General features: G+C 34.0%; 19 protein-coding genes. 9 read left to right on the top strand and 10 right to left on the bottom strand.

Going from position 1 to position 21,863, the window contains the following annotated elements; translation table 11 throughout:
* The first annotated feature begins 64 nt into the window (after positions 1–64).
* The 3 genes from folP to ACFSJT_RS13610 all read left to right on the top strand — a co-directional run bounded on the left by folP (position 65) and on the right by ACFSJT_RS13610 (position 2,735).
* On the top strand, positions 65–898 hold the full coding sequence (gene folP / locus ACFSJT_RS13620) for a dihydropteroate synthase (RefSeq protein ID WP_378320841.1): 834 nt from the start codon (positions 65–67) through the stop codon (positions 896–898).
* Positions 899–1,161: 263 nt separating this feature from the next.
* The gene (cdaA, locus tag ACFSJT_RS13615) at positions 1,162–1,938 is read left to right on the top strand and encodes a diadenylate cyclase CdaA (RefSeq protein WP_378320839.1); all 777 of its coding nucleotides are present in this window, start codon (positions 1,162–1,164) and stop codon (positions 1,936–1,938) included.
* Positions 1,938–2,735, top strand: coding sequence for a DUF3667 domain-containing protein (locus ACFSJT_RS13610; protein ID WP_378320838.1), 798 nt, complete (start codon positions 1,938–1,940; stop codon positions 2,733–2,735). Before cdaA ends, ACFSJT_RS13610 begins: the two co-directional genes overlap by 1 nt.
* A gap of 12 nt (positions 2,736–2,747) precedes the next feature.
* On the opposite strand, the gene ACFSJT_RS13605 is transcribed toward ACFSJT_RS13610, so the two are convergent.
* A complete protein-coding gene (locus ACFSJT_RS13605; RefSeq protein ID WP_378320837.1) occupies positions 2,748–4,511 on the bottom strand; it encodes an ABC transporter ATP-binding protein in 1,764 nt (587 codons plus the stop codon).
* Positions 4,512–5,255 (bottom strand): tRNA pseudouridine(38-40) synthase TruA, encoded by a 744-nt coding sequence (truA, locus tag ACFSJT_RS13600; RefSeq protein WP_378320836.1) that lies wholly within the window; start codon positions 5,253–5,255, stop codon positions 4,512–4,514. It abuts the gene before it with no gap.
* Positions 5,256–5,370: 115 nt separating this feature from the next.
* Between truA and ACFSJT_RS13595 the strand changes: the two genes are divergently transcribed.
* Positions 5,371–5,865: a metallophosphoesterase family protein gene (locus ACFSJT_RS13595; protein ID WP_378320835.1), complete on the top strand. Its 495-nt coding sequence runs from the start codon at positions 5,371–5,373 to the stop codon at positions 5,863–5,865.
* 176 nt (positions 5,866–6,041) lie between these two features.
* Here the strand turns inward: ACFSJT_RS13595 and ACFSJT_RS13590 are convergent, their stop codons facing one another.
* A complete protein-coding gene (locus ACFSJT_RS13590; protein ID WP_378320834.1) occupies positions 6,042–6,452 on the bottom strand; it encodes a DUF4293 domain-containing protein in 411 nt (136 codons plus the stop codon).
* A 200-nt stretch (positions 6,453–6,652) separates the two neighbouring features.
* Between ACFSJT_RS13590 and rho the strand changes: the two genes are divergently transcribed.
* From rho to ACFSJT_RS13575, 3 genes are all read left to right on the top strand, one after another.
* Positions 6,653–8,296 (top strand): transcription termination factor Rho, encoded by a 1,644-nt coding sequence (gene rho, locus ACFSJT_RS13585; RefSeq protein WP_378320833.1) that lies wholly within the window; start codon positions 6,653–6,655, stop codon positions 8,294–8,296.
* Positions 8,297–8,471: 175 nt separating this feature from the next.
* Complete coding sequence (gene msrA, locus ACFSJT_RS13580) at positions 8,472–9,140, top strand: peptide-methionine (S)-S-oxide reductase MsrA (RefSeq protein WP_378320831.1); 669 nt, start codon at positions 8,472–8,474, stop codon at positions 9,138–9,140.
* A 581-nt stretch (positions 9,141–9,721) separates the two neighbouring features.
* Positions 9,722–10,876, top strand: a complete 1,155-nt coding sequence (locus tag ACFSJT_RS13575; RefSeq protein ID WP_378320830.1) for an SH3 domain-containing protein — start codon at positions 9,722–9,724, stop codon at positions 10,874–10,876.
* 237 nt (positions 10,877–11,113) lie between these two features.
* Here the strand turns inward: ACFSJT_RS13575 and ACFSJT_RS13570 are convergent, their stop codons facing one another.
* From ACFSJT_RS13570 to ACFSJT_RS13550, 5 genes are all read right to left on the bottom strand, one after another.
* Positions 11,114–11,995: a bifunctional 5,10-methylenetetrahydrofolate dehydrogenase/5,10-methenyltetrahydrofolate cyclohydrolase gene (locus tag ACFSJT_RS13570; protein WP_378320828.1), complete on the bottom strand. Its 882-nt coding sequence runs from the start codon at positions 11,993–11,995 to the stop codon at positions 11,114–11,116.
* A 38-nt stretch (positions 11,996–12,033) separates the two neighbouring features.
* Positions 12,034–13,362 carry a signal recognition particle protein gene (ffh, locus tag ACFSJT_RS13565; protein ID WP_378320827.1) on the bottom strand — a complete coding sequence of 443 codons (1,329 nt, stop codon included), beginning with the start codon at positions 13,360–13,362 and terminating at the stop codon, positions 12,034–12,036.
* Positions 13,363–13,506: 144 nt separating this feature from the next.
* Complete coding sequence (locus ACFSJT_RS13560) at positions 13,507–16,359, bottom strand: M43 family zinc metalloprotease (RefSeq protein WP_378320826.1); 2,853 nt, start codon at positions 16,357–16,359, stop codon at positions 13,507–13,509.
* A gap of 2 nt (positions 16,360–16,361) precedes the next feature.
* Positions 16,362–16,763 carry a hypothetical protein gene (locus tag ACFSJT_RS13555; protein WP_378320825.1) on the bottom strand — a complete coding sequence of 134 codons (402 nt, stop codon included), beginning with the start codon at positions 16,761–16,763 and terminating at the stop codon, positions 16,362–16,364.
* Between the two features lie 3 nt (positions 16,764–16,766).
* A complete protein-coding gene (locus ACFSJT_RS13550) occupies positions 16,767–17,420 on the bottom strand; it encodes a hypothetical protein (protein ID WP_378320824.1) in 654 nt (217 codons plus the stop codon).
* Positions 17,421–17,830: 410 nt separating this feature from the next.
* Here ACFSJT_RS13550 and ACFSJT_RS13545 point away from each other — a divergent pair, with 410 nt between their 5' ends.
* Positions 17,831–18,361 (top strand): DUF6261 family protein, encoded by a 531-nt coding sequence (locus tag ACFSJT_RS13545; RefSeq protein WP_378320823.1) that lies wholly within the window; start codon positions 17,831–17,833, stop codon positions 18,359–18,361.
* 209 nt (positions 18,362–18,570) lie between these two features.
* Here the strand turns inward: ACFSJT_RS13545 and ACFSJT_RS13540 are convergent, their stop codons facing one another.
* Positions 18,571–20,409 carry a fasciclin domain-containing protein gene (locus ACFSJT_RS13540; RefSeq protein WP_378320822.1) on the bottom strand — a complete coding sequence of 613 codons (1,839 nt, stop codon included), beginning with the start codon at positions 20,407–20,409 and terminating at the stop codon, positions 18,571–18,573.
* A 172-nt stretch (positions 20,410–20,581) separates the two neighbouring features.
* Positions 20,582–21,241 (bottom strand): hypothetical protein, encoded by a 660-nt coding sequence (locus ACFSJT_RS13535; protein ID WP_378320821.1) that lies wholly within the window; start codon positions 21,239–21,241, stop codon positions 20,582–20,584.
* Between the two features lie 101 nt (positions 21,242–21,342).
* Between ACFSJT_RS13535 and ACFSJT_RS13530 the strand changes: the two genes are divergently transcribed.
* Positions 21,343–21,858: an RNA polymerase sigma factor gene (locus ACFSJT_RS13530; protein WP_378320820.1), complete on the top strand. Its 516-nt coding sequence runs from the start codon at positions 21,343–21,345 to the stop codon at positions 21,856–21,858.
* The last annotated feature ends 5 nt before the right edge of the window (positions 21,859–21,863 follow it).

Raw genomic sequence — 21,863 nt, 5'->3', positions numbered from 1 at the left:
GTTGAATTTTGCGTAAATTTCGCTTTAATATGGGAATTAAAAAAATTGAATATAAAAATAAATAATGACAATTAACTGTAAAGGTTCTCTTATTGACTTATCAACCCCAAAGGCAATGGGGATTCTTAATGTGACTCCTGATTCATTTTATGATGGAGGAAGATATAAAGATGAAAATCAAATTCTAATTCAGGTAGAGACCATGCTTAATGATGGTGCTACTTTTATTGATGTAGGAGCATATTCATCAAGACCAGGGGCTGATCATATCTCGGAAGAAGAAGAAAAAAGTAGAATTTTACCAATTGTAGAGCTACTGATAAATACATTTCCTGAAATTTTATTATCTATTGACACATTTAGAAGCAAAATTGCACAACATTGTATTGACACCGGCGCTTCATTAATTAATGATATTTCTGCAGGAAACCTAGACAAAAATATGATGACTACTGTGGGAGAATTAAAAGCACCCTATATCATAATGCACATGAGAGGAACTCCACAAACTATGAAATCCTTAAATCACTATGATGATCTAATACACGAAGTGAACATATACTTCGCTAAAAAAGTATCCGAAGCGAGAGAAAAAGGCATCAACGATATCATTATAGATCCTGGTTTTGGATTTGCAAAAAACATCGACCAGAATTTTGAGCTTTTAAACAAACTAAATCTTCTGAGCATTCACAACCTACCTTTGTTGGCTGGTTTATCCAGAAAATCAATGATTTATAAAACACTAAATATAGAACCGAAAGAAGCATTAAATGGAACTACATCATTAAATACCATTGCTTTGCTTAATGGAGCTTCTATTTTGAGAGTACACGATGTAAAAGAAGCGATGGAATGTATCAAATTAGTTAACGCCATTAAAGGGATTTCGTCATAATAAAATCCTATTTGGATTTGAACGCTTTGTCACATGTTGATTTTCAATGAACACAATTACCAATACATTAGGGCCCCTTCTGCAAAGGGATTAGTTCAACTAATAGTTTCGAATGCGCTTTTTAAGCTTTTCGAAATAGCATTTTTACGATTTGGATCCCGTTCTACAACGGGATTAGTTCAACTATTAGTTGCGAATACGCTTTTTAAGCTTTTCGAAACTAAGTTTCACTAATTTTTCTATTTTTACAAAAACTCCTGACATTGGATTTAATCAACCTAAGAATACTTGATGTACTTGATATTGTATTAGTAGCCTTTTTACTATACTATATCTACAAGTTGGTTAAAGGTACAGCCGCTATTAATATCTTTATTGGTATTGTAATGATTTATTTAGTTTGGAAACTTACCCAGTTTCTGGCTATGGAAATGCTAAGTAGTGTTTTGGGCGAGTTTATTGGTGTTGGAATGTTTGCTCTTATTGTAGTTTTCCAGCAAGAAATTCGAAAATTCTTGTTGATGATAGGCTCTACCAACTTTGGGAGAAGACGTAAATTCTTAAGACAATTGAAGTTTATAAGAGATACGCCTGAAGATAGCGTCAACAATGTAAAAGAAATCATAGATGCATGTATGAACATGGGAAAAACAAATACAGGTGCTTTGATCGTTATTAAACGAAACACGTCGCTGGATTTTGTAAAAACTTCGGGTGACTCTATGGATATCATCGTAAACACTCCTATTCTTGAAAGTATCTTTTACAAAAATAGTCCGCTTCATGATGGTGCCATGATTATAGAAGATAATCACATAGTCGCTACTCGTGTAATCTTACCTGTGAGCAATGATAACGATATGCCCTTGCGTTTTGGATTGCGACATAGAGCTGCCGTAGGAATTACCGAGAAAACTGATGCTCTGGCACTAGTGGTTAGTGAAGAAACAGGCAAACTTTCGTACATTAAGAATGGTGAATTCGTTATTTTTAAGACACAAGAAGAATTAGAGGAAAAAATAAAAAGGGATTTAGCTTAATGAATAGTTTAATTACTACTACCCATTGCAAAAATTGCGGACAACAAATAGAAACTTACAATTTTTGTCCAGATTGTGGAGCCAAAAAAATTACCAAAAGAATCACTTTTAAAAATTTGGTTTCAGATTTTATTGATCGCTTCTTTAACCTTGATAATTCTTTTATCCGAACTTTTCTACATTTATTCACTCAACCAGAAGTGGTAATAGATGGATATATTCATGGACTAAGAAAACGCTACATTAATGCCTTTGGATATTTTGCTATTTCTATTACCATTACGGGATTATACGCCTTTATAGTAAAAGATCGTTTGTTAGAACTTGTCGCCAGTGGAATGGAAACCATTCCCGATGCACAACTTGAAACTCAATTGATGCTCATAGAAAAGACATATCAACATCAATCCGTACTAAGTTTCTTATTAATACCAGTACTAGCAATTATATCAAGATTAGTGTTTTTAAATTATAAGAAATTTAATCTTACCGAACATTTTGTTATTTATCTTTATGCCTATTCTCATATTGTAGGAATTGTTTCCTTAATTTCAATACCCTCCGTATTTTTAATTGACAATTACTTCATTGTTTCATTTGCTCCATTTCCGATATATGTATCTTATATAGCTTATGTGTTGAAGAGGCTCTACGGAATCACCTTAAAGAAGATTCTAATTAAGACATTGTTGTTTTGTGTCATTGGTGGCATCTTTTACATAACAATTATCTTTGTTTCTGTAATTCTTGCATTATTGTTCGGGATTCTTGAAATTCCAAACGTTCCAGTAAAGTAGAAAAGTACTAATCTACTCTACTACAGCAGCAAACTGCACCTCGTATAAATTTCTATAGTATCCATCTTCAATTTCAAGAAGTTCATTATGATTTCCTTCTTCTACGATTTTGCCTTCATCCATCACTATGATTTTATCTGCATTTTTGATGGTTGCCAAACGATGCGCAATAACTATTGATGTTCTACCTTCTGTAATTTTATTCGTAGCATCTTGTATTAATTGTTCACTATGTGAATCTATAGAAGAGGTCGCTTCATCAAGCACCAAGATTTCAGGATTCGTTACAAATGCCCTCAAAAAAGAGATTAGTTGACGCTGACCAGAAGATAACATGACTCCTCTTTCTTTAACATTATATTGGTACCCGTTAGGAAGACTCATTATAAAATCATGTATTCCTATTTCTTTCGCTGCCTTGTATACTTGTTCTTCTGAAACATCAGGATTATTTAAAGTAATATTATTAAAAATGGTATCAGCAAACAAGAATACATCTTGCAATACTACAGCAATATGCTCGCGTAATGATGCTAGTTGTATTTCCTCTATATTTTTGTCATCAATAGAGATCGAACCACTATCAATCTCATAAAATCTACTTAACAAATTAATGATGGTTGATTTTCCTGCACCGGTAGCACCAACAATGGCAACTGTTTCGCCTTCATTTACATCTAGAGTAATTCCTTTTAATACTTCTTCGTCTTGCACATAACTAAATCTAACGTTATCAAACGAAATTCTACCTCGAACACTTTCTAAACTCATCTTTCCTTTATCTTCGATTTTAGAATTTGTATCCAAAACTCTAAATACACGTTGAGCAGCTACCATCCCCATCTGAAGCGTATTAAACTTATCTGCGATTTGTCGCAAAGGTCTAAACAACATTTGTGACAATTCAATAAAAGCGATCACAACTCCAAGTGTAAGAACGTCTCCCTGAGCTGCTTTCAATCCTCCAAACCAAACGATTAACCCAATCGTAATTGAACTTGACATTTCTGCAATCGGAAAAAATATGGAGTTATACCAAACAGTTTTGATCCATCCTTTTTTATGCTTCTCGTTAATCTCCTTGAAATTGGCATATTCAGTTTCTTCTCTTGTAAATAACTGAACTATTTTCATTCCGGTTATACGCTCCTGAACGAAGGAATTTAGATTGGAAACCTGAGTTCTAACTTCTTCAAAAGCAGCTTTCATCTTTTTTTGAAAAACTCGTGTTGCATATAAAATAAAAGGTAGGACTACAAGAACCAAAAGGGTTAGCTGCCAGCTTTGGTAAATCATATATCCTAAAATGACCAACATTTTTAAAAGATCACTAATGATCATAAAAAGACCTTGGCTAAAAATACTTGCAATAGTCTCAATATCGCTTACTGCCCTGGTTACCAAACGCCCAACTGCTGATTGATCATAATATTGCTTCTTAAAGCCTAGCATATGCTCAAATAGCTTTACTCTAATATCCCGAATTACCTCTTGACCTAACCAATTGGCAAAATAAATAAATAAAAATTGTGAAATAACCTCAAGAAATAACACGGTTAGCATCAAAAGAATAAAATTCAATAAAAGCTCATTATTTTTAGGAATTAAACTTTCATCAATTATTTGCTGTAAAAGATAAGGTCTTAGAACAGCGAATACAGATAATAGAATAGCCGAAAATGCCACGAAATAAAATGTAAGCCTATAAGGATTGGTATACGTTATCAATCTCTTAAAAAGCTTAAAATCAAAAGCACTACCACTCTTTTCAGCCATTTATCTAATAAATTTTTTTGGATACTCTACTTTTGTCAGATACAAACCATGAGCAGGAACTGAGTAGCCTGCACGACTGCGATCTTCACTTTTAATAATCTCTATCAAATCCTTTACATCTAGCTTTTGTAAACCAATTTCGACAAGAGTTCCTACGATAGCTCTCACCATATTTCGCAAAAAACGATTTGCCGTGATTTTAAAAATTAATTGATCTTCATTTCTTTCCCAAATCGCTTCTGTAATTGTACAATTATACGTTTTTACATCGGTTTTAGACTTACTAAAACATTTAAAATTGGTATAGTTTAACAGTAATTTAGCAGCTTCATTCATAAGATCTACATCCAAAGGTTTCTTAAAATAATAAGATCTATTACTAACAAAAGGATCTTTTTGTGTATGCACATAGTACTCATATGATCTACTAACAGCATCAAAACGGGCATGCGCATCATCTCGCACCTTATACAGACATTGTACGGCGATTTGTGTCGGTAAAATAGAGTTGAGCTTATATCTAAAATCATCATAATCCAAAGAATCATGGTAATCAAAATGCGCCATAATCTGTTTCGCATGCACACCAGTATCTGTGCGCCCTGCTCCTACAATTTCTGTCTTGACCCTTAAAATGATAGATAGAGCATTTTCTAAAACTTCCTGAATTGAAACTGCATTAGGTTGCCGCTGCCATCCGTGATATGGAGTTCCATCATAAGAAAGTTCTAAAAAGTATCTCAAAGTATTCTATTTTTGTAAAAAATCGAAAGCAAATATACCTTTTATAATACAGATACATGTAACGCCACTATTTCTGTTTTCTTATTATTCTATAAATGATATTTATAATCTTATTGTGAAAAAAATTCTTCTACTTAGCGATACCCACAGTCATATTGACGATCGTATTTTATATTATGTTAATGAAGCCGATGAAGTTTGGCATGCAGGAGACATTGGAGATCTAAAAGTAACCGATGCTATTGAAGCCTTAAAGCCACTTAGGGCGGTGTATGGAAACATAGATAATGATAAAGCACGAGCAACATTTCCTTTACATCAAAGGTTTATTTGTGAAGATGTTTCAGTTTGGATTACTCATATCGGAGGCTACCCGCCAAAATACAATAGTAATACCAGGGAGGAAATTAAGACTAACCCACCTGACTTATTTATTTGTGGACACTCACATATTTTAAAGGTTATCCCTGATAACAAAAACAAAGTACTGCACATGAATCCAGGTGCCGCAGGAAAGCACGGTTTTCACAAGGTAAGAACAATGCTTAGATTTACCTTGGATACTGGAAAAATAGAAAATCTGGAAGTGATTGAGCTGGGTCAGAAATAATTTTAAAGATTGTCTTTTGATCTAATTGAGAAAAAAAACTCCGCTTTACAACAGGATTAATTCAACCAGTAAATTTCAATAAAGTATTGCTTTTTGAAACATAGGTTGCGTCAAAATAAAACCCGAAGTTGGCACACTCCGGGTTTTAACGCACTAATACTACTAAGATGTTAGGTTTATCGTAATCGATCTACAGATTTTACGAGATTCTCATCCTTTCTTATGGCCTTGTTGGCCAGAACTAATAAAACGATAGAAATAATAGGTATGATCATCCCAATACCTTTCTCTGAAACCTTAGTTTCTCCAGATACCGTTAGTGACCAATAAACAAATACTCCTAGTAAAATAAAGTTTAATAAGATATTGATACGCCCCAACACAAATTGAAGCTGTCTGTTTTTAAATAAAAAAATTGCAATAAGCGATAATATAGCTGAGCCCATAAACATTCCTAAGAGAAAAAAATCTTCTTTTGCGAATAACTCTAAATCATTCTTATCTATACCATAAGGCAAAAACAAGCATAGCCCTGCTGAAACAGCAGCAGCCAATAAAAGATAAATAGTTTGTATTCTTTGTAACATTACAGGTTTTTCTTAAGGAAAGCAAAAATAAGAGTTTCTTTTTATAAATATATGTAAAAGATTAAAAATAAAGTTGTATACTTGCATCACAAAATATGTAACCCATTCAATAGGGGTTATTTACCTTCAAAATAAAATTTTCCTAGATTTCTTTTCTTTAGAAAATTTATACCAAAACGTAAATTATATAACACATTTAAATGTTAGAGATTTCTGAATTAAAAGCGAAAAAGCTTCCTGAATTGCAGGAGATTGCAAAAAACCTAAATGTACCAAAGTATCGTACACTTAAAAAATTGGACTTAGTATACCAAATTTTAGATCACCAAGCCGCAAACCCCAATAAGCTAAAAGAAGTTACAAAAGAGGATTCTTCGACAAAATCGAATCCTGAAACTAAAAATGCGAATCCTCGTCAAAGAAGACCACGCACCAGAAAAAATGAAAGCTCGAGCAATCAAGCTGGCAAGGACGTTAAAGCATCCACTGAGAGCAATAAAGAAGAAACTTTATTCACTAAGACAGATACTACTCCTAACGTTAATTCGGAAAACGCTTCGAAGAACGATGAGAGTAAAGATAGTAGTAGACCTCAGCAAAATAAAGATGATAAGAAAGATCATAGAACTAGAGGGAACGACAAGTCGCAGCAGAATAAAAACAGAAGCAACAAAAAGGAAAACGGAAATAGAGACAATAGAAACCGTTACAAAGAACCTGATTTCGAGTTCGACGCGATTATAGAAAGCGAAGGGGTATTAGACATTATGCAAGACGGTTATGGTTTCTTACGCTCTAGTGATTACAATTACCTTTCTTCTCCTGATGATATTTACGTATCTCAATCGCAAATCAGACTCTTTGGACTAAAAACCGGAGATACTGTATTAGGACAAGTTAGACCACCTAAAGAAGGAGAAAAATATTTTCCATTAATAAAAGTAAATAAAATTAATGGTCTCGATCCACAAGTAGTTCGAGATAGAGTTTCTTTCGAGCACTTAACACCATTGTTTCCGCAAGAAAAATTTAATATAGCAGAAAGACAAAGCACTATATCGACAAGGATAATGGATTTGTTTGCTCCAATTGGTAAAGGACAACGTGGTATGATAGTGTCACAACCTAAAACTGGTAAGACCATGTTGCTTAAGGACGTAGCTAATGCTATAGCAGCTAACCATCCAGAAGTATATCAGATGATCCTTCTTATCGATGAAAGACCAGAAGAGGTTACCGATATGCAACGTAATGTTAAGGGAGAAGTTGTCGCTTCTACCTTTGATAAAGAAGCAAACGAGCATGTAAAGGTTGCTAATATTGTTTTGGAAAAGGCAAAAAGATTGGTAGAATGTGGTCATGATGTTGTAATATTATTAGATTCTATTACTCGATTGGCAAGAGCATACAATACAGTACAACCTGCCTCTGGTAAGATTTTAAGTGGAGGTGTGGATGCAAATGCACTACATAAACCAAAGCGTTTCTTTGGGGCTGCCCGTAATATAGAAAATGGAGGTTCTCTTACTATAATTGCCACAGCATTAACAGAGACAGGATCAAAGATGGACGAAGTTATCTTTGAAGAATTTAAAGGAACTGGTAATATGGAACTGCAATTAGATCGTAAAATCTCTAACCGTCGTATCTTCCCAGCCATCGATCTTACTTCGTCAAGCACGCGTCGTGATGACCTCTTACTTGATGACAATACAATTCAAAGAATGTGGGTGATGCGTAAATACCTCGCCGATATGAACCCTGTTGAAGCAATGGAATTTATTAACGAGCGTTTTAAACAAACTCGCAATAATGATGAATTCTTAATCTCAATGAACGCATAATCTAAACGAAATATAATAATATAAAATATCTATACAACGGCTATCAAAATTGATAGCCGTTGTATTTTATCTTTGTTTTAAGAAATATCTATCCCATATCTTTCTAATTTTACTTTTTTATAATTTCTTGAAAGTTTTTTTAAAAAATATTGACTAAATAAAAAAATTACAAGCCATGAAAAGAATACCATATATAATAGTAATAACAATTTCATTCGTTTTAGTGAGTTGTCAAAGCAATGGGCAATCTGCAAAAAATAAAAAAGAAACAACCGAAAATCTTATTCCTGTTCAAGTACCATCGGTAGATGGATTAGAACGAGCTTACTTTGCCAGTGGATGTTTTTGGTGTGTAGAAGCAATTTATGAAAGCGTAAAAGGTGTAAAAGAATCAATCTCTGGATATTCTGGCGGACATACAGAAAATCCAACATATGAAGCAAGCAATACAGGACGTACTGGCCATGCAGAAGCCGTAGAAATATATTACGACCCTTCTATAGTATCTTTTGAAACATTAGTTGATGTATACTTTGGTTCGCAAAATGTAACTCAAATAAATGGTCAAGGACCTGACCACGGATCACAATATCGATCTATTATTTTTTATCAAAATAAAGAACAGAAAGAAATCATCGAAGAAAAGAAAGAAGCATTAAGCAAAAAGTTAAATAAAAGAATAGCTGCAGAGATACTTCCCTTTCAAAAGTTCTGGAAAGGCGAAGCCTATCATCAAGATTACGAAAAAAGAAATCCTAATAACCCTTATATAAGAAATGTTTCTATTCCAAGATTAAAAAAATTTCAAGCTAAATTCCCAGAACTTATTAAAGAAAATCACTGATCCGTAAGTTTAAAAGATAAGTTTCGTTAAATAGTAGTAAGCACCAAATATAATAAGATATACACTCTGATCCTCTTTAAGATTATAATTCAACATTTTTAACCGCTTATACTGCCAAAATATGGAAACCGACAGTGTATCTAAAAAAAGAAGTTAAAATCCGTTGTAATGCTTAAAAAAATCGCTAAAAAACACAAAACGAAGAAAAAAAATTATATTTTTGTGCAAATAAAACTAAAAGATGTTGTGTTTTTAATATTAAAACATTACTTTTGAGTCTGTTTTAATGGTTTTCTTACCAATATTTTAACACAAAATATTGAAGTTTTAGTATAAGAAAGTTTTGTTAAATTATTGAAAAACAAATCATTAGAAAACAGAATGCTCTTTAAAAAGTGAAGTTTTTTTACGCTCTTGAAAACAGAGTTTGTAAGAAGAAATTAGTGTCGAATTTACTTTGGCATCCTTTTTGAAAAGCAATTTTTGACGGTAAATTTGAGTATTTAATGCTTAAAATTTAAATTATTAGAAAAATAATATTGAATAAAAATTATAACCCAATCTACTTAAAAACAAGAGATATGAAATCTATTTTTACATTTATTCTACTTTTGGTGATTACTTTCTCGACAGCTCATGCACAAGATGGGCAATATTTAATGTCTTCTCAGAAACTAGAAGTACGTAGTGGTCCAGATTTAACTTTTAATACTATTGCCGAAGTTCCTCAAGGAACCCAAGTATATGTAATGAGTTCTAATTATGGAGACTGGAGTGCAATACAGTATAAGAGTATGAACGGTTTTGTGCTTACTAGACTCCTAACAGAAGATAGTCGAATTGCAGACGCTGAAAGAGCGGCAAAAGAAGCTGCAGCAAAAAGGGAAGCTGCAAAGGCCGCAGCCGCAGCCGCAATTGCGCAGGCAGAAGCAGCAAAGAGAGCTGCAGAAGAAGCAGCCAGACAAGCAATTGCTAATGCAGAGCGTTTAAAAAGAGAAGCCGAAGCTAATGCAGCAAAGGCTATTGCAGATGCAGAAGCAGCAAAAAGATCACAAGATGCAGCGGCCAGAAAAGCACTTGCTGATACAAAAGAAACACAAAAAGCGTTAGAAGAAGCGCGACGTAGAGCAGCCAAAGGTGGTGATGTAGCTTCTACTCCAATAGAATCTACTACTCCTTCTTATGGTTCTAGTTCGAATACTAATAGACCTACTGCCGCAACTATGACGGTAAGTAGAGAAGATAAGTATTCTAGCTGGGAGAAAAAGACATATAAGTCTGGTGCAACGCCAAAATCATTCAACTTTAAAGGGAAGTTTGACTATAAGTTAGACAATTACCTAAAAATTAAAGTAGGTAAAAATACTGAGGTAGTTGTTAAAATGTACAAAATGGGTAAAACTGAAAAAGATGATGAGCTAGTACGTGTTACCTACATTAATTCTAATACTACCCAATTCATCAGAAATATTCCTGAAGGTGAGTACTACTTAAAAATCGCTTATGGTAAAGACTGGAGAGAAACTGTTGAAAATGGTAAGAAATTTGGTACATTTACTAAAAATGCACTGTATGAAAAAAGTAAGTCAATCTTAGACTTTAATACTGTAAAAACATCTAAGGGAATCAATGTTCCTTCTTATAATCTAGCTTTAGACCTTCTTCCATCTAGTGGTGGATATACAACAGGTAATGATGATAACATTTCTGCAAAAGCTTTTAACGATGTTAACTAAATAAAAATATAGTATTCGAAGTCACCAAAATATAAATGTAGAAAAACGTTAGGACTCTGTCCTAACGTTTTTTTTTCTTCTAATCATGATATAATTTTGAATTTTTTATGTTGTGTGTTAATAATTGCGAAGGGTAATCAGCAGAGATGAAATAGTAAGTAAACCAAAAAGCCTGAGTACTTAGTAAGTACTCAGGCTTTTTGGTTTTTACGCTATCAATATAATACTACTATTTTGTTACCCTGCCCTATGTCTTTCTCTTGCCAATAATGTGTTTTTAAGTAACATTGCAATGGTCATAGGTCCTACACCACCAGGAACTGGAGTAATGTAAGATGCTTTTTTACTTACATTTTCAAAATCAACATCACCTACAATTTTATATCCCTTTGGTCTGGAATCATCTGCAACCCTCGTGATACCGACGTCTATAATTACAGCATCATCTTTTACCATCTCCGCTTTCAGAAAATTGGGTACACCTAGTGCAGAAATCACAATATCTGCCTGAGAAATTATCTGTGTGATGTTTTTTGTATGACTATGAGTTAACGTTACTGTAGAGTTACCAGGCCAGCCTTTTCTTCCCATCAAAATACTCATAGGACGTCCTACAATATGACTTCTCCCAATAACTACAGTATGTTTTCCTTTGGTATCAACATCATACCGCTCTAATAATTCTAGTATCCCGAACGGTGTCGCCGGAATAAAAGTAGACATGTCCAGCGCCATCTTTCCAAAATTCATAGGGTGAAAACCATCAACGTCTTTATCCGGATCTACTGCTAATAAAACTTTTTGGGTATCAATCTGTGGCGGTAATGGTAATTGAACAATAAACCCATCGATATCATCATTTTCATTGAGCTCTTTGATTTTAGCTAAAAGCTCTATTTCACTCGTAGTGCTAGGCATTTTAACCAAAGTCGATTCGAAACCAACACGCTCACACGCTTTTACTTTACTACCAACATATGTTAAGCTGGCACCATCGTTCCCTACCAATACGGCAGCCAAATGTGGTACCTTCTCACCCCGCTCTTTCATTTTTTGAACTTCAGCAGCAATTTCATCTTTGATGTCATTACTTACTTTTTTTCCGTCTAATATTTCCATTCCCCCAAATTATCTTGTAAAAGTTTATTTTTTATTTATTATCGCATTTTTCCCATCATCTGCATCATTCTTTTACCACCACCACCTTGCATCATTTTCATCATCTTACTCATTTGGTCAAATTGCTTAAGCAATTGATTTACTTGTTGAATAGAGGTACCAGACCCTTTACCAATTCGTTTTTTTCTGCTTGCATTAATAATTTGTGGTTTTGATCGCTCTGCCGGGGTCATAGAATGTATAATAGCTTCGATATGTTTAAAAGCATCATCATCGATATCCATATTTTTCATCATTTTTCCTGTTCCAGGAATCATTCCGACAAGATCTTTCATATTACCCATCTTCTTAATCTGCTGAATTTGCTTCAGGAAATCATCAAATCCAAATTGATTTTTCGCAATTTTCTTCTGAAGTTTTCTGGCTTCTTCTTCATCGAATTGCTCTTGAGCTCTCTCTACAAGAGATACGACATCCCCCATACCCAAGATACGATCTGCCATACGAGAAGGATAGAACACGTCAATCGCTTCCATCTTCTCTCCAGTACCAATAAACTTGATAGGCTTATGAACAACAGATTTTATTGATATCGCCGCACCACCTCTGGTATCACCATCTAATTTGGTAAGGATAACACCATCAAAATTTAACACATCGTTAAATGCTTTGGCGGTATTTACAGCATCCTGACCCGTCATAGAATCAACCACAAATAAAGTTTCGTCAGGCGTAACTGCTTTATGAATATTTGCAATTTCAGTCATCATCACCTCATCAACTGCCAAACGACCAGCAGTATCGATAATCACCACATTAAATCCATTAGCCTTGGCATAATCAACCCCGGCCTTAGCAATTGCTACAGGATCATTATTGCCTCGATCACTAAAAACCTCTATATTAATCTGCTCTCCTACTATGTGTAACTGATCAATCGCAGCAGGTCTATAAACATCACAAGCAACTAATAAAGGTTTTTTAGTTTTTTTATTTTTAAGGAAATTAGCAAGCTTTCCAGAAAAAGTAGTTTTACCAGAACCCTGAAGTCCTGACATTAAAATTACCGAAGGATTTCCTGACAAATTAATTCCTGCAGCATCTCCTCCCATCAACTCGGTAAGTTCATCTTTCACCAACTTTACCATAAGCTGGCCCGGTTTAAGACTTTTTAATACATCTTGACCAAGTGCTTTTTCTTTTACGGTAGCGGTAAACTCTTTGGCAATTTTATAATTAACATCGGCATCAACCAAAGCTCTACGCACCTCTTTTAATGTCTCTGCTACGTTTATTTCTGTTATCTGACCATGACCTTTGAGAATATGTAAGGCCTTATCTAACTTATCACTTAAATTATCAAACATATGTATATTCTGTTTTGAAAATAGCTACGCAAAATGTAGCAAAATGCAAATTTAAGGATTTGAAAGAGATCTAAATAATTTACGCAATAAAAAACGATCTAAGAAGCTATTCTTAGATCGTTTTTCTAAATCTAAATTAAATGTCTAATTTTTAACAAACTTAAGGAATTCTATTTTTCCATTGTTATCAACGATTCTTACTAGATAAATTCCACCTTTCTGATTTGAGAACTCTATTTTAGTTCCGCTAACTATATCTGTAGTTTTGAGTATTAAATTACCATAGAAATCGAATATTTCTATAGAAAACTTACTATCTAAAGATGAGTTAACCGATAACATATTTGTAACGGGAACAGGTACAATGCTATATTTAAGGGCATTTTCTAATCTATTATCTTCAAATATTTTTGCATCATCCGACGAATCGGCTTGGCGGGAAGAAACACTTCTAGACACAGTTGCCGTTCTATTGACAGCCCCTACATCATATAAATCGCAATTATTACCTGGATCAGTGGGAACTGTAGAAACCGTATCCGTTGTCAATCTTATTTTGCTACCACTTAAAAATTCGGTACCTGGTTTTATTACGATTTTAGTCCCGGCTTTAAACTCTTTCTCGACACCACTGCCAAAAGTAACGTCACAGCCATCTCCTATTGTTATATTATTTGCTTTAGTTATATTAGATGATGGAATACTACATACATTGATATTTTCTGGAATTCCAGGAGTCGGTGGTATATCAGATATTGCACCATTCATAATATCATCAAATTCATATATGAATACTTCTCCACAGCTTGTATTAGGTGCTACTAGATAATTCCCATCTATAGCTATACTTTGTCCATAGTCTAATAAACTGTTTTCTAGTTCAAAACTGCTTGTTGCCTGATATGGGTTTAACCAATACTTAGGATAATTATTTGCTAATTGAGGAGAATGAATTTCTACCAAACCATTATTTGTATCATGAAAACTAATTCCTGCTTTTTTACGAGCTAAAATTAAAATATTATCTTTTATGTCAATATCCATTACCTGATCATGATGAAGACTAAAGCTTGAGGTAGTAGTCAAAGTCCTTGCAGTAACTAAGTTTAGGGAAGATCCTGAAAAACGGTATTTACGAATTTCTGAGTAGCCTGTATTGCTTCGGTTGATACTTGCATAAATATTATCATTATTATCTATAAAAACACTCGTATATCGTATATCTATTGACGATTTCATATCGCTATCAAATCTACCTGCACTATTCTTTTTAAATATTGCAATTTCAGAAGTCACACTTCTCGTAAACCTTGAAATCAAATACTTTCCATTATATGAAATGCTTCCCTGATATAGATTGTCAGAAACAAAAGACGGGCCGGGAAAACTATCTGGCAAACCAGCAATAATGTCTTGAAAAAGATTATACGATCCACCAGATGACACCTTATAAACCATAATTCTTTTTCCACCAATTGCTAATAGCTCGTTTCCTCGTACAATAATTGATTTGGCAAAGTTGTGATCTGTATCCTCTATAATCTGATCAAAATACCAACCAGAATCATTTTCTTTGAGTACTGCAATAAATCTTCTGTTATATATAGATCCAACCACAAAAACTTTGTCATTTACCACTTTAACACCTTCTCCAAACTGTAAAGGTTCATCACCTTGATAGCTAATATACTCTGCCAAACTGTATTTTCCTAGAATACCAGAATCAACAACCCCACAATCTGAATTGATTCTATACATCCTAACCAGACCTCTACCAGGATCAACTGCTGCAATTAGATTATTATGAATAGCAACGTTTTGACCAAAATTACCCCCGGGATAGTTGATTTTAAAACCGAGACCACTATCTGGTGTACAACTGTTATTAGGAGGGTTCGGAATTGTTCCCTGGCTACACTCTACAATTTCTGTGCTGTAATTAAGCATATTAGGCCGGTATAAAACCAGCATTTGGCGCATTCTGTCTTTTTGCCCTTGTGTAAAAAACTTCAAGCAATCATCATAATTATAATCCATATAGTTTTGCACTGCATTGGTATTTTGATTGGGGTTACTGCACTTGGGAGCTTCACTACAAGAATTCGGAGTTAATAAGGGTTGATCCTGATTGTTCCTTAAAGCTATGGCAGGTTCTGCTCTTGGTTCTGTATCACAAACTTCGTCTCCTTGTGTAGCACAGCTACTTTCTGAACATTGAAAAGAATCCCCTCGTTGTACCTGAAACGTATGCCATAGCCCCAACCAATGCCCAACTTCATGAGGTAAAGTCATTCCCCCACCGTATGCATTATCTGATGTAATCCCAACATACTGATAATCCAAACCTATACCATCTACAGTAAAGTTGTTCTCCTGGTTTAAAAATGGAAATGTAGCATACCCCAACATAGTATCTTCTAATGTGGAATTACCATAATCATCAAATACTTGCTCATATAAATCTGCTGTCCATACATTAAGATAATGTGTGGGTGGAAAATTTAGATCTCTATTCTGTTTTAATTGAGAATCTCCCCCATAATCACGGCCAATATAAAACTCAGATCGCGTTCCTCTATATCTAAGAATTCCTGACTTATTATTTCCATTAATATCCTGCTTTGCCAAGCAGAATCTTATTTTAATGTCTACTCCTTGACCATTATAATTAGAATACACCTGATTCAGAATATTTAGTTGTTCTAAAATTCTAGCATCAGAAAGGTTTCTACCCACACCAATTGCTTCTCCGTTATGAACTATATTAAACACTACCGGGATAGTTACTATCTGATTATTATTTGTATTTACGGTATTCTTTGCAATATTAAACTGTTGGATTTTTGCTTCTACACGATTACGTAAAGCATTATTTTCTAGTAAAGATTCATAAAATTCATCGGTAGCACATTTCTTCGTGGGTGTTTGTGAATACAAAACATCACCAGAAAAACATACTGCAATAAATAATATCATCCATTGTATATATTTTTTCATCATCATTTCTTTTTTACAAAGTAGTAGTAATCTTGCCCCAAGCTAGCTCCCATAGACCGTCTTAAAATTAAGGTGTCATTTTGAATGTCAGGTGTGAATTTAAATGATGAACGCCCATAATCTAAAAGCAATATACCGTCATATTTTCCAATTCTCCAGGTACCTGAAGCTTTTCTAATAAAAGCATCCTTAAAGTCGCCATTACCCTTTAGCATTAAAGAGGTTAGGCAATAATTAGGATTAAGAATTTTTGCTGGCTTATATGCGCTAGCTCTTGCTTTGGTTCCCTTAGTACGATGGTACAAACACCATTCACCTACTAAATCACTATCAGGAATAGTTTGAAACGAAGTAAGAAGCCATAAACAACCTATAAAAACTACTAACCTTATATGTTTATACATACATTACTTGTTTTTGTTTTCTAATTCTTCTATACGTTTATGCAATTGTATTACATATAACGTAAGTTCTTCTACTTTTTTAAGAAGTTTGGTATTCATCTCGCCCAGGGCAAAACCTGTTTCACCACTTACTTCTTCTGCCGTTGGGATTTCAGGTAAATGTTTATTTTCCTTTACATACTCTTCTAGTTCTGGTAGAGAGATCAAATCATAATCATTTTCAAAAACATAATCTGGCCAGGCAGCAACAGGCTGTACATGAACCTCTTCTGTTATAGTTTTACCATTCACTCCTAGCACAAAACTTTCATCCAAAGAATAATAAAGACCTTTGCCAATCTGTAATTGATTAGATGTAATAAATAAATTAGAATTTACAATACCAATTGTACCATCTTTTGAAGATCTAATTTCAAATGATTCCCCTCGTTTTTTAAAAGTTAAATCGTGAGTATCTTCGCTTAACCTAAGAAGCCATTCTGTGTAAGAGAATGGAATTTTATTAACTTCTAACATGGCATTAGGCTCCTCTGTACCGATACCCACTCTATTACTTCTCAATGAATTTCCAATCAAACCATTAGGTACAAAAACCTTTTGTGAATACAAACCGAATGTAAGATTTAAAAACAAAAACGTTAAAACTAATTTTTTCATAATACATAAATTTTAAGAGTGATTAAATACAATATACTCTTAAAGCTAAGGTAAATCATCGCTTATTCATAAGAATCCTCGTTAATTAACAACCGTTTAAAAATCAATGTTTTATATTGAAACAAAAATGTAACTAAAATAAGAGAGGCTATATTTACAGGGGCTTACAAGAATGAATTCTTTAAATAACAGTATTACTACCTCACAAAATGTAGATATAGCGTAAAAAGTTTACGTTCTTGTGTTCTTCAAAAGAAAGAAAATTTAAAAATACGTAAAGAATAATGGTATTTACGTATTTAGGAAGCTTCCTAGAAGCTTAAAAACCATTGGCACGGCCAAAAAAACACGCCGTGAAAGAAAAAAATTATTGGTGTCTAATTTGAGCGACAATGTGATGATCTCCTAAGTTGATCACTTTGATATTGGCTGAGCTTGCCAAACTAAAAGAAACTTTGACTGCAATACATATCAACAGGCTGGTAGAAGAAGCTTTTAAATTGGATACAGTACGGGATGATGCTTTTATGATGCTACGGGATTTGATCTATGTTTATAGAAAATCAAAAAACGAGAGCAAACAAGAAGCCTTCCTGTTATTGTGGAATGTGATTGAAAAACTGGGGACTACCCTCTATGGTGACGGATACACAGAGCAATTGGGAAAACTGGCTGCCTTGTTTCTGGAATTTGATAAAAAAGAGAGTATTGCTGCCATGAATGAATTAAACATATACCCTTTTTATGAGGATTTGAAAACTGCCGAAGCAAATTTTATTTCAGTATATAACCAAAAACTAGACAATGATACTCAAAAGAACTATTCCACAATTAAAGAAACCCGTGCAGGACTCTCCCCACTGATCAAGGACCTTTTACCCACTTTACGGGTATTGTTCGCACTGCTGATCAAAGCGGTGACATGGGCTGAGTTGCTTTGATCGACGAACAAACCGATAAGGTAATGAGGCAAATTGCTGCCAGAAGAACAAGAAAAGAAAATAGTGAAGAGAAGTAATTTTTTTTGAACTCAGAACTTAGAAATATAGTTGAGTGGATTAAAACTAAAATATTGTATAAAAAACCGAGCTGTTTACTAATACATGGGAGAATAAACAGCCCGGATTGTTGAGTCTGTGAAGACTATATATTACATCGTTGTCATAGGTAATAATACTCTATCAATGGTATGAATAACTCCGTTAGAGGCTTGAATATCTAAATCAGCGGTAATGTTACTTGCAGTTCCACCATTACCAGCACCTAACACAGTTGCAGGAGAGGCAGAAATTGTTACATTCTGTCCGTTAACTGTTGCAACTTCACCTTCGACATCTACTAATCCAGAAGATTGTACATTGGCTTCAGAAATTACATGGTATGTTAATACAGCTGCCAATTCGTTAGGGTCTGTTGGAACTGTAATCGCACCAAATGCATCATTTGTAGGAGCAAAAATTGTAAAAGGAGCTTCAGGAGTTCCAGATCCATTAGCAGCTTGCAATACTGTAACCAGATTCGCATCAGTAAGTGCTCCAGCTAGTGAAGAAAAATTAGGATCAGCAACTACAAAAGTAGTAACATCTGGTAACCCGATTACAGCATCAACTTCATGAATCACTCCATTTCTGGTCTCGATGTTTGCAGCAGATACTGTAGCACCAGTATTGGCCGAACCCCCATTTAATACTACCCCACTATTAATATTAATATATATACTTAAGTTATTGTCTGTGTCTCCATAAGTTGCTAAAGTATTAGCATAAGAAGTGGTTAAATCTGTAGATAGTAATTTACCAGAAACAACATGATTCAATAATATTTGTGTTACTGTTTCTACAGGAAGATCTGTAAGAGCAGCTCCATCCAACAATGTAGCAAAGGCATCGTTTGTGGGTGCAAATACTGTACGCATCATAGCGTTGTCTAGAGCGTCATTAAGACCAGTATATCTAAGTGCAGCATATAGTGAAGAAAAATTACTATCTTCCCCATTATTGTAGGCTGCTGCTGTAATACTTCTTCCTAAAGCATCTAAAGCTGCAGTGGGTAATAACACTTTGTCGATGGCATGAATAACTCCGTTAGTGGCTTTTACATCGGTGACAATAATTTCAGAATCTACGCCAGAACGATCTCGTAGAAATGCACCTCCTTCTAAATTTAGCTTTATAATCTCATTTTGTAATAAAGTGTTAATAATCTCTCCATCAGTAATTCCAGGAAGATCTTCTGCAAGTACACTAGCTCCGGCCAAAACATGGTAATTAAGTACAATTTCTAATTGCGCTGCAGTCAAGTCTCCGATTTCTATATCAAATCTGGCTAAAAGATCTGCAAAAGCGTCATTTGTTGGTGCGAAAACCGTGAAAGGAGCAGAAGTCTCACCGCTAAGTGTTGCTGCATAATCTGTATCTGGTGTTAAATCTGTTAAAGCGGCTTGTAAAGTATCAAAGTTGGGGTCGGCTACTGCGAAAGTAGTTACTGTTGGTAGTGCAATAACTGCATTTACTGCATGAATCACTCCGTTAGATTGGTCAAGATCAGCGGTAGTAACAGTTACATTACCGTTAATTACTACTCCGTCTTCCTTGTTAATGTATGTACTGAAACCAGCAAGATTGTCTTCATAACCTGTTTGTAGTTGAGTAGAACTAAACTCTTCTCCTAATACATGATTTAAAAGTATCGCCTCTAACTGTTCTTTGGTTGCAGATTCTAACGTTAAGCCATTTGCAGTTAAAAATGCATCAAAAGCTGCATTGTTAGGAGCAAAAACTGTAAAATTACCTGTACCTGATAAGGTAGTTACTAATTCTGCTTTCTGCAACGCAGCAAGAAGAGAACTGTAATCAGGGTTACTAGCAACAAATTCTGCGATGGTTGAAGTCGCTGGTGGAAAAGTCGTGTCATCGTCATCGCTACAAGAAGTAAAACTTATAACGAATAACCCTACTAAAAGTGTTTTAAAAATGTGTTGAAATTTCATGGTGTTTAAATTTATTGTTTGATGATTAAACAACTCATTCTTTAAAACTCTAACCCTCCCTATGCGTTTTAGCACTATTTTAACTTTTTGTCTACTGTTTTTAAAAATATGTTAAACAAAAAATCCATCTCGTTTAAGATGGATCTGAATAAAGAAAAGTCCTTAATACTTTTTATTTATCATTTTCATCACAAGCAGAAGCAACGCTTGAAATAGCTTCTAACAAACCGCTATTATGCTGAATATCTACACGTTGACCATTATGCAAAAGTAAACTTATAGGATAGTTCATACTAACAGAGATATTGTTATCCATTTTGGATATGAATAAATACATTTCAGAATCATGATTGAGAACTATTGAATTTAATTCATTTGATCTATTATTGAATGTCGATGCTTGTATAGGATATAAGAAATCAATACACTCAATATCCTCATCATCAATTTGACATTGTTCAATATATATCTTTAATTCGGTATCATTACTAATGATTTCCTCACTGTAATCAAACATGGTTATCACTATCGGATATTGAATTTCAATAATATCGGTATTGGAAAGCTTTTGATAATCATTAATTTCATTTACTATAAATTCTTCTCCATTAACCAATAAACTATATGGCAAATTAATACTATAACAATTACCACTATCAACAATATCATCAAAAGATCCGTCGTGAATAACTACATTTCTCATGAGCTTTGCCAGTTGCGAATCCTTAGGGATAGTATTATCAATATTAGGATCGATAATCTCTCTCTCTTCTTCCTGACAAGAACTGAAAAAAATTATTCCGACTATGAGTATATATAAAATCTTCTTCATTTTTAGCAATTTTTCCTTCACTTTTGTAATTAAAACAATATACGAAACAAAATTCCTACTTATCATTTCATTTTTTTTTAATTTTAACAAAAATCCCAAGGATGCCCAAAGATTTATTTGAGAATGTTTGTGAGGAAAAATTGTTCTCAGAGCTTTTCATGAAACATTCCAAAGAGCTACACGATTTCATATATTATAAATATGGAGAACATATAGACCCTAAAGACAGAGTCCAGGAAGCCTTTATTAAACTTTGGGACAATTGTAAAAAAGTTCCTTTACAGAAAGCTCGCAGCTTTCTTTTTACAGTAGCCAATAACCTAACTTTAAATCAGTTAAAACATAATAAAGTAAAATTAAAATTTCAACAAACCGAACATCGACATAAAACGAATGAAAATCCCGAATTCGTTTTAGAGGAAAAAGAGTATTTGCAGAAATATCAAAATGCTCTTTCAAAACTTACAGAGCCCCAACGTGTTGCTTTCCTGCTTAATCGTATCGAAGGCAAAAAGCATCAGGAAATTGCCGATTTGCTAAATATCTCTAGAAAAGCGGTTGAAAAAAGAATTTATGGTGCTTTGGAAAAATTACGTAAAGAAATTGATGGAATTTAAAGCGT

Origin of the sequence: Aquimarina celericrescens, assembly GCF_042682765.1 — a bacterium.
In the GTDB taxonomy this organism is placed as follows: domain Bacteria; phylum Bacteroidota; class Bacteroidia; order Flavobacteriales; family Flavobacteriaceae; genus Aquimarina; species Aquimarina celericrescens.
This window is presented reverse-complemented; position numbering and strand designations above follow the sequence as displayed.

Bases quoted from the DNA above. Each gene is read 5' to 3' on its own strand.
- folP (WP_378320841.1), top strand. From the start codon at position 65: ATGACAATTAACTGTAAAGGTTCTCTTATTGACTTATCAACCCCAAAG.
- ACFSJT_RS13610 (WP_378320838.1), top strand. From the start codon at position 1,938: ATGAATAGTTTAATTACTACTACCCATTGCAAAAATTGCGGACAACAA.
- ACFSJT_RS13605 (WP_378320837.1), bottom strand. From the start codon at position 4,511: ATGGCTGAAAAGAGTGGTAGTGCTTTTGATTTTAAGCTTTTTAAGAGA.
- ACFSJT_RS13590 (WP_378320834.1), bottom strand. From the start codon at position 6,452: ATGTTACAAAGAATACAAACTATTTATCTTTTATTGGCTGCTGCTGTT.
- rho (WP_378320833.1), top strand. From the start codon at position 6,653: ATGTTAGAGATTTCTGAATTAAAAGCGAAAAAGCTTCCTGAATTGCAG.
- msrA (WP_378320831.1), top strand. From the start codon at position 8,472: ATGAAAAGAATACCATATATAATAGTAATAACAATTTCATTCGTTTTA.
- ACFSJT_RS13575 (WP_378320830.1), top strand. From the start codon at position 9,722: ATGAAATCTATTTTTACATTTATTCTACTTTTGGTGATTACTTTCTCG.
- ACFSJT_RS13570 (WP_378320828.1), bottom strand. From the start codon at position 11,995: ATGGAAATATTAGACGGAAAAAAAGTAAGTAATGACATCAAAGATGAA.
- ffh (WP_378320827.1), bottom strand. From the start codon at position 13,362: ATGTTTGATAATTTAAGTGATAAGTTAGATAAGGCCTTACATATTCTC.
- ACFSJT_RS13560 (WP_378320826.1), bottom strand. From the start codon at position 16,359: ATGAAAAAATATATACAATGGATGATATTATTTATTGCAGTATGTTTT.
- ACFSJT_RS13555 (WP_378320825.1), bottom strand. From the start codon at position 16,763: ATGTATAAACATATAAGGTTAGTAGTTTTTATAGGTTGTTTATGGCTT.
- ACFSJT_RS13550 (WP_378320824.1), bottom strand. From the start codon at position 17,420: ATGAAAAAATTAGTTTTAACGTTTTTGTTTTTAAATCTTACATTCGGT.
- ACFSJT_RS13540 (WP_378320822.1), bottom strand. From the start codon at position 20,409: ATGAAATTTCAACACATTTTTAAAACACTTTTAGTAGGGTTATTCGTT.
- ACFSJT_RS13535 (WP_378320821.1), bottom strand. From the start codon at position 21,241: ATGAAGAAGATTTTATATATACTCATAGTCGGAATAATTTTTTTCAGT.
- ACFSJT_RS13530 (WP_378320820.1), top strand. From the start codon at position 21,343: ATGCCCAAAGATTTATTTGAGAATGTTTGTGAGGAAAAATTGTTCTCA.